The sequence below is a fragment of the Arthrobacter psychrolactophilus genome (assembly GCF_003219795.1).
GTDB classification, from domain to species: Bacteria; Actinomycetota; Actinomycetes; order Actinomycetales; family Micrococcaceae; genus Specibacter; species Specibacter psychrolactophilus.
Genome location: NZ_QJVC01000012.1, coordinates 15,944 through 29,349, shown reverse-complemented (window position 1 = coordinate 29,349; position 13,406 = coordinate 15,944). Strand labels below are relative to the sequence as shown.

Genomic DNA, 13,406 nt, shown 5'->3' with positions numbered 1-13,406 from the left:
CACTCGTAATTATTGCCCCGCGTCATGCTGAGCACCATTAATTGATCCGCGCCCTGGCGCAACCATCACTAATGACCTCCAGCGCAGGGCCGTGATCACGGCGACTAGTCCGGACTAAACGCACAAAAGAAACCGCGCTTTTTTGTGCTCTCATAATGCCGTTTTATATTCATTTCGATTATGAAAAAAGAGGCTTTATTTGTCGCGCCATAAAATGTCCAGCTATTCATCACAATTCTCGAAAGGAGGTGTCACCATGAGCCCCAAGCCCCTCAGGTCGTCCATCAAGCGAGTCTTCTTCGCGCCGGCAGACCAGGAAAAGTTCAACCAGATGCGCGAACGCCAGTATCGCGAGATCGTCCGTGTTGATCTGTTCAACCTCCGGTAGTATCTCCGCCAAAAACCGTCGCGCCATTGATGGCGTGTGACCGAAAGGAGGGAGCGAGATGACCATTACCCATTTCGAGCTCTTCAACCCCACTGCCGCCGTGATGCCTCCCGCATCACCCGGCCACCGTGAGCAGCCCGTGCTGACCAGCACGGGCTGTTTCATTTAATGGGTGGTCACAAAATCTATAGTTGAAGCTACAAGTAAATGGTGTAGTCTTACCGTGGACCTACCGATGTGGCCGGCCTGATGACATCCATCTTTCAAGGAGCTCAAATGAACACCACCCTGCACGATGTGCGCTCTCCCGGCTGGACCAACACCGACGTGCCTGAGGCCGTGGTGCTTTTTCTGCACGGCTACGGTTCCAACGAGCAAGACCTGAGCTCTCTTGCCCCGGCCATGGGTCTCACGATTCCGTGGGCGTCGCTGCGCGCTCCGCTGGAACTGGGTCGCGGCGCGGCGGCCTGGTTTGCGATAACGACTCCCGGTGTCCCGGATGCGGAACCGGTTGAGGCCGCTAGCGCAGCTATTTGGGCCTGGGTTGATGAGAATCTCGACCCCAGCACCCGCATTGTGCCGATTGGTTTTTCTCAGGGCGGTCTCATGGCGAGCCAGCTTTTGCGCACTCGACCCGAACGAGTCCTGGCACCTGTGGTCTTGGGCGGCTTTGTCCTGGGCGCACCGCAGCCCGGAGATGCCGCCTTGGAAGCACAACTCCCGAGCCTCTTCTGGGGTCGTGGCGCAGAAGATGGTGTCATTGCCCAGGTGGCCATTGCGCGGAGCAGCGAATTCCTGCCCGGTCACACCTCCCTCATCGAGCGCATCTACCCGGGGCTGGCTCACGGCATCAACGCCGCAGAACTCAGTGATGTCCGTGACTTCTTGGCTCTCGAGCTAGGGGCTCATGTGGTGACTTCGGCATGAGTGCACCCGCTCCCTTTGAGATCGGCATCTTCACCTTTGGCGAGTTGACTCGCGACGCCCACGGGAACCCCCTGGACGCCGCGACCCGCACGCGTGACATTCTGGAATGGGCGCGCGTTGCCGATCAGGCCGGGCTTGATGTCTTTGGCGTCGGGGAGCACCACCGAGAAGACTTTGCCGTGTCCTCTCCCGCTGTTGTGCTGGCAGCTGCCGCCGCACAAACGAAGAATATTCGACTGACCAGCACCGTGACGGTCCTCTCCAGTGCCGATCCAGTCCGTGTCTTTGAGGACTTCTCCACCCTGGATCTGATCAGCGGCGGTCGGGCCGAGATCACCGCCGGCAGGGGCGCGTATGTGGAATCTTTCCCGTTGTTTGGTCAGCAGCTGGAGCGCTACGACGAATACTTCGACGATCGCCTCGAACTACTCCTGCGCATTCGTGACGAAAACCCGCTGACCTGGCAGGGGAGCACGCGAGCGCCGCTCAAGGACGCGGGCGTGTGGCCGCGCCCCGTGCAGCCGACTCTGCCGGTGTGGGCAGCTGTTGGTGGCACCCCGTCCTCGGCCGAGCGGGCCGGGCGTCTGGGCCTGCCACTGTACCTGGCGATCCTCGGGGCTCCGGAACGCTTCCGCTCCTTGGCGCAGCTATATCGCCGCGCGGCCGAAGCGGCATCTCGGGAACCGGGGCGCATTGGCGTCACCTCGCACTTCTATGTTGAGCAGACCTCGCAGGGGGCCAAGAACACCTTCTTCCCGCACTACTCCTCCTATATAGAGCAAAATATGCCGCGGGCTGGCCGGCTGGATCGTGCCAGTTTCGAGGCCTGGTCAGCACCCGATGGTGCCCTCTTTGCTGGAAGTCCTGCCGAGATCGTGGACAAGATCCTCTGGGAGCACGAGATTCTCGGACACACGCGCTTCCTCGCCCAGGTGGGATTGGGTGGTCTGTCCCAGTCAGCTACCTTGCGATCCATCGAGCTCCTGGCCACCGAGGTACTGCCCGCCGTCCGCGTCGCCCTGTCCTCGAGCTAACCGGCTACCTCGGCGTGAGGGGTGGGGGCCAGCGGGAGGTGCGGCTCGCGCCGTCTGGCGTTAAAAAGTGTCAGAAGGATAAGAACGACGGCGACCACGGCCACCGCGATGAGGTTGACTCCGCGCCACTGGGCTTGGTGAAGCAACCATGCGGCGCCAAAGGATCCGGCCGCGGACAAGCCCGCCGTGACACCGTCGCTGAAGCCCTGCAATTTGCTGCCTCGGCCCTGTGGATAGGCCTTCAAAAGCAGTGCCGAGCCAGACACGAAGAGGATATTCCAGCCAATACCCACCAGTGTCAGGGTCGCGATCATGGCCGCGCCGGAATCGGAGAACAGTGCCACGGCGCACCCCGCGAACATGACGAGGCCGCCCAGTAGATTCGTGACGAAGGTGCCGTACTTTTTCAGGAGCAAGGCGCTCAGGGCGGACGGGGCAAACATGCCGATGAGGTGCCACTGGATCATGGAGGCTCCCACGGTCGCGGAATGTCCGGCATGGTCGTTCGCGAGGGGTCCGCTGGCCATGACCAGCGTCATGACGAGTCCCGATCCGGCGAGCACCAGCACGGCCTGCTGAAAGTGTGGGTTGCCGCGTTGGGCGCGGATCTCGATGGCAGGCTGCCTCGACTCGGACGCGGTGTTGGTGGCCGGCGGCATGGTCAGCGCCAAGCACAGGGCCACGATGCCCAAGACTGCGATGAGAAGGCAGGAACCCACATAAGGTTGCAGTGCGGCGTGGGAGGCGGCGACCGCGGCAAAGGGGCCCAGCGCCGCCGCGGCGATTCCGCCATACATGACCAGTGCCAGGGAGCGTTCCCGCTGGGCTGGTGGGGCGTAGTCGGAGGCGATGAATCGCAGGAAACCACCCACGGCGCGGTACCCGCCGGTCAGGGCCGTGCCGAGGCAAAAGAGCGTGAACGAGTGGCTTGCCACGGCAATAGCCGAGATGAGACCGCCCGCAATGGCCGTGAGCGCGCCCGCCACCATGACGGGACGGTAGCCGAAGCGGGCTGCCGCATGCCCGGCGACAAAGGAACACAGGGTTCCCACCACAACGATCAAACTCAGTGGCAGCGTCACTAGGGCGGGGACGGGCGCGAGCAAGAGGCCGACGAGTCCTGTCAGCGTCAGATCGATGCTGACGATCATGTAATAGCAGGCCTGGGCGGCGATGAGGCGGATCAGGAGGGCCTTGAAGCGAGGTGGGGTGCGGATCATGGCTCCACGATGTCATTGAACTTTCACCCAGAATAGTGGCAAGATTGCCACTATGCACAAGATTCCCGCCAAAGATGCAGAAGCCGCAGCGCCCATCAAGGTTGCCGTGCTGGCGCTGCCGGAGGTCTTAGCCTTGGACTTTGGTATTCCGGTTCAGGTTCTGGGCCGCAACACCCAGGGTCGCTATGAGGTTCACAGCTGCTCCCTGGGCGGCCTGCCCGTTCCCGCGACGGGTGGCTTCTCCGTGCTGCCCGAGCGCGGCCTCGATCTCCTCGAGGAGGTGGACACCGTGATCGTCCCGGGCTTCTCGCAGTCCCGGGAACCCTTGCCGGATGAAGTCCTCAACGCACTGACGGCCGCCCATGGCAGGGGCGCGCGCATGGTCTCGATCTGCACGGGCGCCTTTGCCCTCGCCCAGGCGGGGATCCTTGATGGGCTCTCGGCCACGACGCATTGGGGGTCAACCTCGGATCTGGCCGCCCTGTTCCCGCGCATTGCCGTCGATGAAAACGTCCTCTTCGTTGACAATGGCCAGGTGCTCACCTCCGCGGGGGTCGCCGCCGGCATTGACCTGTGCCTGCATCTGGTCCGCAGCGATTGGGGTGCCGCGCAAGGAAATCGCACGGCCAAAGCCATCGTGTCCGCGCCGCGCCGCGAGGGAACGCAGTCGCAATTCATCAGCCACAAGCCGCTGCGAAGCTCCGCCGATCAACCCTCCGACGTGGGCGCGGCCATGGAGTGGGCGCTCAAGAACCTGCACGAGCCGCTCACGATCGCCCACATGAGCGCCGCCATTGCCCTGAGTGAGCGCACCCTGGCCCGGCGCTTCGAACGCCACGCCGGCATCGCCCCCATGAAGTGGCTGTCCCTGCAACGCGTCGAACGAGCCAAAGAACTGCTGGAAAGCTCCGACGTCCCGATCGAACGCATCGCGGCCGCGGTGGGTCTAGGCTCCGGCGCCAATTTCCGCACCATTTTCAAGCGCCACACCTCCCTGACACCCAGTCAGTACCGGCATGCCTTCACGGCCGCGTAGTGCCACCATTGCTAGATTTGAAGCCATGATTTCTCTTCGCATTGACGATCCAACCCTGCCCGATGTGCGCGCGCTGCTGCAAGATCATCTGCTCGACATGATGGCCACCTCGCCCGCAGAAAGTGTGCACACCCTCGATCTTGCGGCCCTCTGCGCCCCGGAGGTGACCTTCTGGACGGCGCGCGAGGATGGTGAACTGCTCGCGTGCGGCGCCCTCAAACGGCTCCGGGCCGGACAGGGGGAGATCAAGTCCATGCGCACGCATCCCGCGGCGAGGGGTCGGGGGATTGCCGCGCGCCTTCTGCAGCACATCACGGCCGAGGCCAGGGAACGCGGCTATCACTCGCTCGTCTTGGAGACCGGAAGCGTCGACTTCTTCGCCCCCGCCCGGCGCCTCTACCTCCGCCAGGGTTTCACGGAGCGTGGGCCCTTCGCCGACTATGTCCTGGATCCTTACAGTGTCTTCATGGAATTAAAGCTCGACGGCGGACCCCTCACCACGTCTCTCGGCGAGACGCCCGGTGGTGGCGGAGGCCGCTAAAGGTCAGTTACGCCGTCGTACTTTCTAGTGGGACAAGAGGTGGTTGGGGAGGCGATTGCCCGGCGCCCGGCCGCGGATCTCCAACAGCTCCCGGGCGTGGGCGTGCAGGCGCTGGTCCTCCTCGCTCACAGGGAGCCATGGGGGAACAGGCACCGAGTTGCCGGCCTCGTCCCGCGTCACCATGACCGTGAGGCAGTAGGTGGTCAGATTCAGCTCCCCGCTCGTGGGGGAGCCCGAGCGCACCTGGACGGCAATGTGCATGCCCTTGGTGCCGGTGTAGACGAGCCGGGCCTCGACCTCGACGACGTGGCCGATCAGCAGGGGGCGATAGAAGCGCACGCCACCGGAGAACACGGCCACGGTGGCGCTGCCGCAGTAGCGGGTGGCGCAGACGTAGGCCGCCTCATCGATCCATTTCATGACGATGCCGCCGTGGACCTTGCCGCCCCAGTTGACGTCGTTGGGGGAGGCGAGGAAACGCAGGATGACTTTTTCTGCGGTGCCGGCATCGGTGTACTCCTGCCCCTTCATGGCCTCGACGATTTCCTCGCGGACCTTGATCCTGGCAACGGCGTCGTCGCGTTGCAGGATCGCCTGGGGTGTGGCCGGTTCCAGGGTGGGGACGGCGATGGATTGTCCGTCCGCGCCCACCGCGACGAAGATGACGATGCACTGGCTGCGCATCGTGGGTCCGCCAGCCTTGGGATCGCCCGAGGAGACGACGGTGTGGATGTGCATGGAGGAACGTCCCGTGTAGACCACCGTGGCGGTGACCTCCACCAGGTCGCCGCTGTTGACGGGATCGGCAAAGTGGATGTTGCCAACGTAAGCGGTCACGCAATACGACTTGGCCCAGCCTACGGCGGCCGCATAGGCGGCCTTATCGACCCATTCCAGCACCGTGCCGGCATCGACGGAGCCGCTATGGCCAATGTCGGTGGGGGCGGCAAGGAAGCGAAGAGTTACCGAATTGCGGGGATTCTCAGTCATGAACCAAGTTTAGGGAGCGGGCTGCGAGCGCCTGTCTCATGACCTGCGTCGGGCGTCATAATTGCGTGCGTTGGAGTGTTGCGGAGCCGTTCACGAGCAATTCACATCATGTCGGGTGCTTGTTCAAGTGCCCTGCATAAGTTCGTGGCTATGGATAACATTTCACGCAGATCACTACTGTCCGTCGGCCTTGGTGCCGGCCTGATCGCTGCCGTTCCCGGCACGGCATTTGCCACGTCCGTCGCCGACGACGCCGGACTTCGCACCGATCCGTTCCGCCTGGGTATCGCCTCGGGAGAGCCGTGGCCTGATGGCTTTGTCATCTGGACGCGCCTGGCCGTGGATCCCTTCGCGGAGGATGGCTTCGGTGGCATGCCCACCCGCCAAGTGGCTGTTGCCTGGGAAGTTGCCGAGGATGCCGCCATGCGCACCGTGGTGGCCCGCGGCGTGGAACAGGCCCGGATCGAAACCGCCCATTCAATCCACGTGGAGTTGCGCGGGCTGCGTCCGGGGCGCGAGTACTTCTACCGTTTCCGCACGGGCCGTCACCTCAGCGAGGTTGGCCGCACACTCACGAGCCCGGCCCTGCATGAGACGCCCGCAGCTCTGGCCATGAGCTTTGCCAGCTGTGCCCAGTACGAGCACGGATACTTCACGGCCTACCAGCGCCTGGCGCAGGACCACCCGGATCTGATCTTGCACCTGGGCGACTACATGTACGAGTACAAGAAGGGCGGCTACGTGATTGGCGGAGGCAACCCGCGCGATCATGCCGGCCCAGAGACCAGCACCTTGGCCGGTTACCGTCAGCGTCACGCCCAGTACAAGTCCGACGTCGATTTGCAGGCTGCGCACGCCATCGCACCGTGGCTTGTGGTCTGGGATGACCATGAGGTGGACAACAACTGGGCCGATGAGGTGCCCGAGAACAGTGATCCGAATCAGCTCAACGACAGTGCCGAGCATTTCCGCTTGCGTCGCACAGCTGCCTTCCAGGCGTACTACGAGAACATGCCGCTGCGCTCGTCCTCCGTGCCCGCAGGATTTGATATGAAGATCTACCGCACCATCCAGTGGGGTCAGCTGGCGAACTTCCACATGATGGATACCCGGCAGTACCGTGATGACCAATTGGCAGGGGATGGCTGGCGGAAGAACGTCACCGAGCGGCTCGCCGAGGATCGCACCATTACGGGTGCGGAGCAGGAAAAATGGCTCCTGGATGGCTTCAAGAAATCCACCCAGAGCTGGGACATCTTGGGACAGCAGGTCTTCTTTGCCGAGCGTGACCGCGATCGCTCACCGGCCATCGACGATGTCTCCATGGATGGCTGGGACGGCTACGCCTCCTCCCGCCGTCGCATCACCCAAGGTTGGGTTGACGCAAACGTGCGTAACGCCGTCGTACTGACCGGTGACGTGCACCGGAACTGGGCTAATGACGTGAAGGTGGACTACAAGGACCCGTCGGCCCCCGTGGTGGGCTCGGAGCTTGTCTGCACCTCCATCACCTCGACCGGCAATGGTGGTGGCTCCACGAGCGATCCGGTCATGGCATGGAATCCGCACCTGAAGTTCTATAACGACAACCGCGGCTACGTGAACACGACCATCACGAAGGACTCACTGACGGCCGATTTCCGCACGCTGGAATATGTGACGACGCCGGGCGCTCCGGTCAGCACAAAGGCGTCCTTTGTCATTGAGGATGGGGTGCGCGGGCTCCAGGCGCGCTAGAAGCTAGAACCTAGACCGGAGGGCCGCGTCATGGCCCTCCGGTCTCTTGGGCTGCGGGAATCCCACTCAGGGTTCGAACGTGAAGGAGTTGACGACTGCGTCAGATCCGATGGTCGTGAGGTAGTCCTCCAGGCTGTGCTGCTCAAGAACGGACGTAATTTCTACGGCAAGGTTTCCTCCCTGCCAGTCGAGCAGGATGATGCGCATTTCAAGAGGTGCTCCCATGACGTGATGGAGATCAGAGACGCCGCCGCCGATGATGATCGGAATCGCATGAATGACGCCATCGAGCGGGCAGGGACTCTTCCACTGGGTACTCACCCGGAAGTCGAGCATAATCCCCGACAAGCCACCGACCATCGTGGGAGCGTCTGTGACGATCTCCAGTCCCGGCGCCGTGCGATACCACGCGGCAAGGTCCGCGGCGCTGGTCCCCACTCCAGGCTGTGCCTCTTCGGTGCACAGGGATGACGCCCGGACATTCTGGTACACGCCGATGTAGCTGCCGCCCCAGGTGCCCTCTTGCGAGTCGCTGGTACGGGTCAACAGGACGTTGCCCGGTAGATCCTCCCTGTTGCTCCAGCCCTCTGGGACGGTGTAGGAAAGTTTCGGCTCAAAGGACGTCGTTGAGTAATTTCCCTCTTCAAGGGCTCCCAGGCAGAGGCCGCCGTGTGGGTCTGGGCAGTTCGGCTCCGCCGGCAGCTCAGCTTTGGTGAGTGTTGCACCGTCAGGGGTGGCGATCAAGGACGCGGCAGTGACCTCCTCGGTACTGAGGGCACGAGACCAGGTGCGCACATCTGCAACTGTGCCCTTAAAGAAGTCCGAAAGTTGTCCGTTCGCCTGGCCACTGCCAAACAACAAGGGTCCTTTCGCGGCAAACAACGGCTCCGTGGCGACACCATTCGCGCTTGTCGGGTAGCCGTTGAGGTAGAACAAGGCCCTCCCTGCGGTGGAATCGTAGACCCCGGCCAGATGCACCCAAGCATCGGGCTCCACCTCGACTGTCGTCGCGAGATCGCGGTTGGTCACGAAGTCGCCCCCATTACCGTCAGCAGGCTTGACCGAGAATGCCCAAAATCCTTCGGCGACGCCCAGGAAGAAGGCACCTGCGACTTCCCCGGACTGGCTGAGAACTGAGGAGTACTGTCCTGGCTGCCCGGCCGGACGAACCCAAGCGCTCACGGTGAAACTTGAATCTGTGGCAAGGGGGCCAGGCTCGGCAGTGGTGCCAAAGTTCGTGCCGTCCAGTGCCAACCCTTCGCCCGTCCAGCGGGCTCCGTCTTCGAGGGACAGGGTTACCCCGCCCGCCGAGGCTTCGGCTTTCGTCAGTGACCACGCGTTGGTTGCCTTCAACGTGTCAGGGGAGCCGCAGGCACCGAGTGTTCCGATCAGAACACTGGCGATGACCGCAGCGATGGTTCGTGAGCGGTGGCGAGCAAAGGGGTGCGGGGTGGTTCTGTGCGGGGCCACGGCCTCAAGGACGTCCATAACGGTGCCTTAGCTTCTCGATGAAAGGGATCCGAGAGTCGGATCCTGACTGAGGCGTGCACGAGGAATCGGGCACTGAAGGGAGACCAATGCCGGTGCCAGCCCGCAGGGATGGCCGCAGATTCTCAGGATACTCTCGGGCCGGGGCCGATGAAAGGATAGGTTGTGGCGTCCCTGCTGGCACCGCCCCTTGCAACTAGGGCAATGAACTTTCATTATTTACTTGAAGCATCAACCTTTTGCGGTTATGCTGGTGTTATGACTATTTCTGCAGATGTTCCTCCGGTCCTGTTCCTCTCCCATGGCGCCCCGCCGCTGGCTGATGACGCCACGTGGACCGCGGAATTGGCTGCCTGGTCGGACACCATGGAAAAGCCCAAGGACATTCTGATGATTTCGGCCCACTGGGAGAATGCGCCCGTCACGCTCAGTGCCACCCGCACCAAGCAAGAGCTGGTCTACGACTTCTGGGGATTCCCGCAGCGCTACTACGACGTTCGCTACGATGCCCCGATGACACCCGAGTTGGCCGACGAGGTAGCTCGACTGGCAGGCACCCACGGTCACCATGTGGAGCGCGACGAATCCCGTGGCCTGGACCATGGCGCCTACGTCCCGCTCAAGGAAATGTTCCCCGAGGCGGATATCCCGGTAGTGCAGATGTCAATGCCCACGCTGGACCCGCAAGGTCTCTTCGCCCTCGGTCAGTCACTGGCTCCCTTGCGTGAGCGCGGCACCATGATCGTTGGCTCCGGCTTCACGACGCACAACCTGCAATGGTTCAACCCTGCAGCGGGACCGAACACGACTCCGCCGTCGGCCCCGAGCGAATTTGACCACTGGGCCGAAGAAGCCATGGCCCGTGGGGACGTTGACTCCATCCTCGACTTCCTCCACAAGGCGCCCGCCGCTCGGGAGGCCCACCCGCGCTCCGAACACTGGGCACCGCTCTATGTAGCGCTCGGCGCCGCATACGCCTCGAGTGGCATCGAAGCCAAGACCGCCATCGACGGTTTCTGGTTCGGGCTCTCCAAGCGATCCTGGTCTCTGACCTAAGGGCCGGAGAAGAGGGCGGGTTCTCTAGGTCTGCGAGCGTCACCGGTAGCTCATTCGCGGCCGGGGCCATCGCCAACACCACGAGGGCGGCGGCAACAATACCCAAGCCGCGCCACCCTACGGGGCTCAGGCGCTCGCCGACAACCACCACCGCCAGATCGCCGCAATGGCGGGCTCGCTGAGCGTGATGGTGTCAATGCTCGTCCCGACGACCCCCATGGGCATGGGACGGTTCGGCTGCGGCGATGAGAAGTCATGTGCGTGCCGAACGTCGCTAGGTGGAAGCTTCAGGCATGATGAATAACTTTCGGTAGCTAGCCTCGTCTACCTACCTGAAGGACACGTTGCCTGGAACCGGATATAACAGTATTCACTCACATCGGCCCTTAAATAATCGTTCGGGGTGGGGTAGCCTGACGGGTATTGTGTGGATCCGAGCTGTCCGCGGGGCGCTCAGGACGTCGTCGAACATGGGGGAGTAAATGAAGAAGTTGCCGCTGGTCATGGCCGTTGGAATCACCGCGCTGCTTCTGAGCGGCTGCTCCGGGCAGACAGGGCTGACTTCATTGGATCGCGCCGCGAACTCAGAGGATGTGCTGCCAGCCTTCATTACGCTTCAAGATTTCATCAAGAGGGATAGCTCGCGTCTACTCGTCACACACGACGACGTGCGGTACTTCGGGCTGCAGAGCGAGGACGCTAGGACCACCTGCGTGGCTGTCGTCCCGCCCGGCGAAGCCTCCTCATGGCATCTGGGCTGTGGTGATACCCGAAGCAGTGGCGAAATTGTCAGGGTGTCGGGACTTAGTGGAGCATTTTCAACGATCCTGCAGGGCGATGATTCCGACACCGGCGCCATCGAATCGGGCTGGACCCAGATCTCCGACAATATCCTCATCGGCGAGAAGTAAGGCTCCGGCCGTCGTAGCTGAAATCGAAGGAACCATCATGAGCCTGCGAGGACTAAGTACCCTCAACTTTTGGGCAGACGATGTCGCGGCCGCGGCTGCCTGGTACAGCGAATTTCTAGGCATTGAGCCGTATTTCGAGAGGTCGGGGCCGGACGGGAGCCCGACGTACGTTGAGTTCCGCATTGGTGATTACCTTCACGAATTAGGCATCATCGACAGCCGTTACCGGCCCGCCCCAGCTGCCGCGAATTCGGTGGCCGGTGAGCCGAGCGGGGCCATCATGTATTGGCATGTCGACGATCTCGCTGGCACCGTGGAACGTCTGCTCGCCAGGGGTGCCGCCGAGCACCAGCCCATCACCGCGCGCGGCGACTCAGGATTCGTCACGGCATCCGTCGTCGATCCGTTCGGCAACGTCCTCGGCGTCATGAGCAACCCGCACTATCTCGCGGTATTGGCTTCTTTGAAGGACGCCTAAATGGAGATCCTTGAATTCACGGATGCGGCGGGATGGGCCGACTGGCTGACTGATCACCATGACCAGCAGGCCGAGGCATGGGTGCGCATTGGCAAAAGTCATGCGGAGATGCACCTTCCGACGATCGCCGAAACCGGCGAGCTAGCGCTGTGCTTTGGCTGGATCGATGGTCAGCGCAAGAGCTACGACGCGGTGTCGTTCATTCAGCGATACTCCCGTCGCAGACCCAAAAGTTCTTGGTCCAAGGTCAACGTGGAGCGTGCCGAAGCCTTGATCGCGGCGGGACGCATGCGCCCGGCAGGATGGGCGGAGATCGAGGACGCCAAGGCGGACGGCCGCTGGGACGCCGCCTACGAACCACAGCGCACAGCGAGGGTGACTGAAGAACTGACAGCAGCGCTAGCAAATGATGCTCGTTCCCGAACAGCCTTCGAGGCGCTCGGCCGATCCGAGCAGTACCTTCTCATGCTGCCGTTACTCAAGGCCTACACCCCCAAGATGCGAGAAGCTGCGCTCCTCCGGCTCATGACTCGCCTGGAACCGTGACGCTGAACGGAAGGCCGCTTCCGCCAGTTTCGGCCCCGCCGCGAGCCGCCGCATTGGAATGATTCCGCGTGACTGTGGGGGATCTCTCCGCCGCTAAAGGGGCATTGCAATTGGTACGTGGCGCGTATGCCGTCAGACTGAAGGTATGCAGACTTTTCTCCCGTACCCCGATTTTCAGCAGAGTGCCGCCGCTCTGGACACCTCAAGACTTGGAAAGCAACGCGTTGAAGCGCTGCAAATTCTCCGTACGCTGGTGATTCCCGGATACGGTCGGCAGTCACATCCCGCTGTTCGTATGTGGATGGGACATGTTCCGGCGCTCACCAAATACGCCCTGGCCATGGCGGATGAGTGGATCTCCCGCGGCCACCCGGACAACCTCCGCGAGAGCATCAAGGAATTTGCCCCGCAGGCCGCTCACCCCGACTATGCAGGCAAGATTCCCATGCCTCCATGGCTGGGCGAGCCCGATTTTCATTCGAGCCACCGTTCCAAGCTGCTTCAAAAGGACTCGCGCTTCTATGACGCGGTGTTTGCCGACACCCCCACGGATCTGGAATTGATCTGGCCCGAGCCGCTGCGGGACATCCTGCCCGAGGATCCCTATGATGATTTCGTATGGGTCCTGCGTGCCCCGCTGGGTGACGTTGCCGCCGAAAAGATCGACAAGGTTGGCATGCCGGCCTGGGGTAAAGCTAAGCCCACTCACGACGAGCACGACGGCGACGACCTCACCTCGGGTGAGGAGAAGTCACGTCGAGTGGGGGAGAAGAACGCCAAGAAGGCACCCAAGCAGCTGACGAAGAAGCCGACGCGCAATCGCAAGCTTCAGGACGAGGCCTTCAGAACCGTCCCCGGTAACACCACCGTGCTGATCCCCTTGGAAGATGGGGCCAAGTTTGCCTTGGGCAAGCTCCAAGGCCGCCCGATCACACTCGAGGACGGCCGCTTTGGTCGCAACTTCGAGCTCCAGGAAATCATTGACCGCACGGACTTCGACTACCCGGCGCTCTTGCAGGATCCTCGGGTATTCTTCCCGATCCCCGGCCAGTAA

The 13,406-nt window shown here is 62.4% G+C and carries 14 protein-coding genes; 11 read left to right on the top strand and 3 right to left on the bottom strand.

Annotation, left to right across the window (positions count from 1 at the left end; translation table 11 throughout):
- The first annotated feature begins 256 nt into the window (after positions 1 to 256).
- The 3 genes from CVS30_RS18430 (at position 257) to CVS30_RS11945 (ending at position 2,349) form a co-directional block, all read left to right on the top strand.
- On the top strand, positions 257 to 388 hold the full coding sequence (locus tag CVS30_RS18430; RefSeq protein ID WP_281268085.1) for a hypothetical protein: 132 nt from the start codon (positions 257 to 259) through the stop codon (positions 386 to 388).
- Positions 389 to 664: 276 nt separating this feature from the next.
- Positions 665 to 1,315, top strand: coding sequence for an alpha/beta hydrolase (locus CVS30_RS11950; protein WP_181419787.1), 651 nt, complete (start codon positions 665 to 667; stop codon positions 1,313 to 1,315).
- Entirely contained in the window at positions 1,312 to 2,349 is a 1,038-nt protein-coding gene (locus CVS30_RS11945; protein WP_110485560.1) for an LLM class flavin-dependent oxidoreductase, read from the top strand. Before CVS30_RS11950 ends, CVS30_RS11945 begins: the two co-directional genes overlap by 4 nt.
- Here CVS30_RS11945 and CVS30_RS11940 read toward each other — a convergent pair.
- On the bottom strand, positions 2,346 to 3,569 hold the full coding sequence (locus CVS30_RS11940) for an MFS transporter (protein ID WP_110485559.1): 1,224 nt from the start codon (positions 3,567 to 3,569) through the stop codon (positions 2,346 to 2,348). The genes CVS30_RS11945 and CVS30_RS11940 overlap by 4 nt on opposite strands.
- Before the next feature lie 52 nt (positions 3,570 to 3,621).
- Here CVS30_RS11940 and CVS30_RS11935 point away from each other — a divergent pair, with 52 nt between their 5' ends.
- Together CVS30_RS11935 and CVS30_RS11930 are read left to right on the top strand one after the other, a co-directional pair.
- Positions 3,622 to 4,605 (top strand): GlxA family transcriptional regulator, encoded by a 984-nt coding sequence (locus CVS30_RS11935; RefSeq protein WP_110485558.1) that lies wholly within the window; start codon positions 3,622 to 3,624, stop codon positions 4,603 to 4,605.
- Between the two features lie 25 nt (positions 4,606 to 4,630).
- Entirely contained in the window at positions 4,631 to 5,146 is a 516-nt protein-coding gene (locus CVS30_RS11930; RefSeq protein ID WP_110485557.1) for a GNAT family N-acetyltransferase, read from the top strand.
- 24 nt (positions 5,147 to 5,170) lie between these two features.
- Here CVS30_RS11930 and CVS30_RS11925 read toward each other — a convergent pair whose 3' ends face one another.
- A complete protein-coding gene (locus CVS30_RS11925; protein ID WP_110485556.1) occupies positions 5,171 to 6,136 on the bottom strand; it encodes an acyl-CoA thioesterase in 966 nt (321 codons plus the stop codon).
- A 150-nt stretch (positions 6,137 to 6,286) separates the two neighbouring features.
- On the opposite strand from CVS30_RS11925, the gene CVS30_RS11920 reads away from it, so the two are divergent.
- Positions 6,287 to 7,873: an alkaline phosphatase D family protein gene (locus CVS30_RS11920; RefSeq protein WP_110485555.1), complete on the top strand. Its 1,587-nt coding sequence runs from the start codon at positions 6,287 to 6,289 to the stop codon at positions 7,871 to 7,873.
- Between the two features lie 66 nt (positions 7,874 to 7,939).
- On the opposite strand, the gene CVS30_RS11915 is transcribed toward CVS30_RS11920, so the two are convergent.
- Positions 7,940 to 9,361 carry a LamG domain-containing protein gene (locus CVS30_RS11915; protein ID WP_110485554.1) on the bottom strand — a complete coding sequence of 474 codons (1,422 nt, stop codon included), beginning with the start codon at positions 9,359 to 9,361 and terminating at the stop codon, positions 7,940 to 7,942.
- A gap of 258 nt (positions 9,362 to 9,619) precedes the next feature.
- On the opposite strand from CVS30_RS11915, the gene CVS30_RS11910 reads away from it, so the two are divergent.
- The 5 genes from CVS30_RS11910 to CVS30_RS11890 all read left to right on the top strand — a co-directional run bounded on the left by CVS30_RS11910 (position 9,620) and on the right by CVS30_RS11890 (position 13,406).
- Positions 9,620 to 10,417, top strand: a complete 798-nt coding sequence (locus CVS30_RS11910) for a dioxygenase family protein (RefSeq protein WP_110485553.1) — start codon at positions 9,620 to 9,622, stop codon at positions 10,415 to 10,417.
- A 482-nt stretch (positions 10,418 to 10,899) separates the two neighbouring features.
- Positions 10,900 to 11,328, top strand: coding sequence for a hypothetical protein (locus tag CVS30_RS11905; RefSeq protein WP_110485552.1), 429 nt, complete (start codon positions 10,900 to 10,902; stop codon positions 11,326 to 11,328).
- Between the two features lie 37 nt (positions 11,329 to 11,365).
- Positions 11,366 to 11,806, top strand: a complete 441-nt coding sequence (locus CVS30_RS11900; RefSeq protein ID WP_110485551.1) for a VOC family protein — start codon at positions 11,366 to 11,368, stop codon at positions 11,804 to 11,806.
- Positions 11,807 to 12,352, top strand: a complete 546-nt coding sequence (locus tag CVS30_RS11895; protein ID WP_110485550.1) for a YdeI/OmpD-associated family protein — start codon at positions 11,807 to 11,809, stop codon at positions 12,350 to 12,352.
- A 145-nt stretch (positions 12,353 to 12,497) separates the two neighbouring features.
- Positions 12,498 to 13,406, top strand: a complete 909-nt coding sequence (locus CVS30_RS11890; protein WP_110485549.1) for an MSMEG_6728 family protein — start codon at positions 12,498 to 12,500, stop codon at positions 13,404 to 13,406.

Bases quoted from the DNA above. Each gene is read 5' to 3' on its own strand.
- CVS30_RS18430 (WP_281268085.1), top strand. From the start codon at position 257: ATGAGCCCCAAGCCCCTCAGGTCGTCCATCAAGCGAGTCTTCTTCGCG.
- CVS30_RS11950 (WP_181419787.1), top strand. From the start codon at position 665: ATGAACACCACCCTGCACGATGTGCGCTCTCCCGGCTGGACCAACACC.
- CVS30_RS11945 (WP_110485560.1), top strand. From the start codon at position 1,312: ATGAGTGCACCCGCTCCCTTTGAGATCGGCATCTTCACCTTTGGCGAG.
- CVS30_RS11940 (WP_110485559.1), bottom strand. From the start codon at position 3,569: ATGATCCGCACCCCACCTCGCTTCAAGGCCCTCCTGATCCGCCTCATC.
- CVS30_RS11935 (WP_110485558.1), top strand. From the start codon at position 3,622: ATGCACAAGATTCCCGCCAAAGATGCAGAAGCCGCAGCGCCCATCAAG.
- CVS30_RS11930 (WP_110485557.1), top strand. From the start codon at position 4,631: ATGATTTCTCTTCGCATTGACGATCCAACCCTGCCCGATGTGCGCGCG.
- CVS30_RS11925 (WP_110485556.1), bottom strand. From the start codon at position 6,136: ATGACTGAGAATCCCCGCAATTCGGTAACTCTTCGCTTCCTTGCCGCC.
- CVS30_RS11920 (WP_110485555.1), top strand. From the start codon at position 6,287: ATGGATAACATTTCACGCAGATCACTACTGTCCGTCGGCCTTGGTGCC.
- CVS30_RS11915 (WP_110485554.1), bottom strand. From the start codon at position 9,361: ATGGACGTCCTTGAGGCCGTGGCCCCGCACAGAACCACCCCGCACCCC.
- CVS30_RS11910 (WP_110485553.1), top strand. From the start codon at position 9,620: ATGACTATTTCTGCAGATGTTCCTCCGGTCCTGTTCCTCTCCCATGGC.
- CVS30_RS11905 (WP_110485552.1), top strand. From the start codon at position 10,900: ATGAAGAAGTTGCCGCTGGTCATGGCCGTTGGAATCACCGCGCTGCTT.
- CVS30_RS11900 (WP_110485551.1), top strand. From the start codon at position 11,366: ATGAGCCTGCGAGGACTAAGTACCCTCAACTTTTGGGCAGACGATGTC.
- CVS30_RS11895 (WP_110485550.1), top strand. From the start codon at position 11,807: ATGGAGATCCTTGAATTCACGGATGCGGCGGGATGGGCCGACTGGCTG.
- CVS30_RS11890 (WP_110485549.1), top strand. From the start codon at position 12,498: ATGCAGACTTTTCTCCCGTACCCCGATTTTCAGCAGAGTGCCGCCGCT.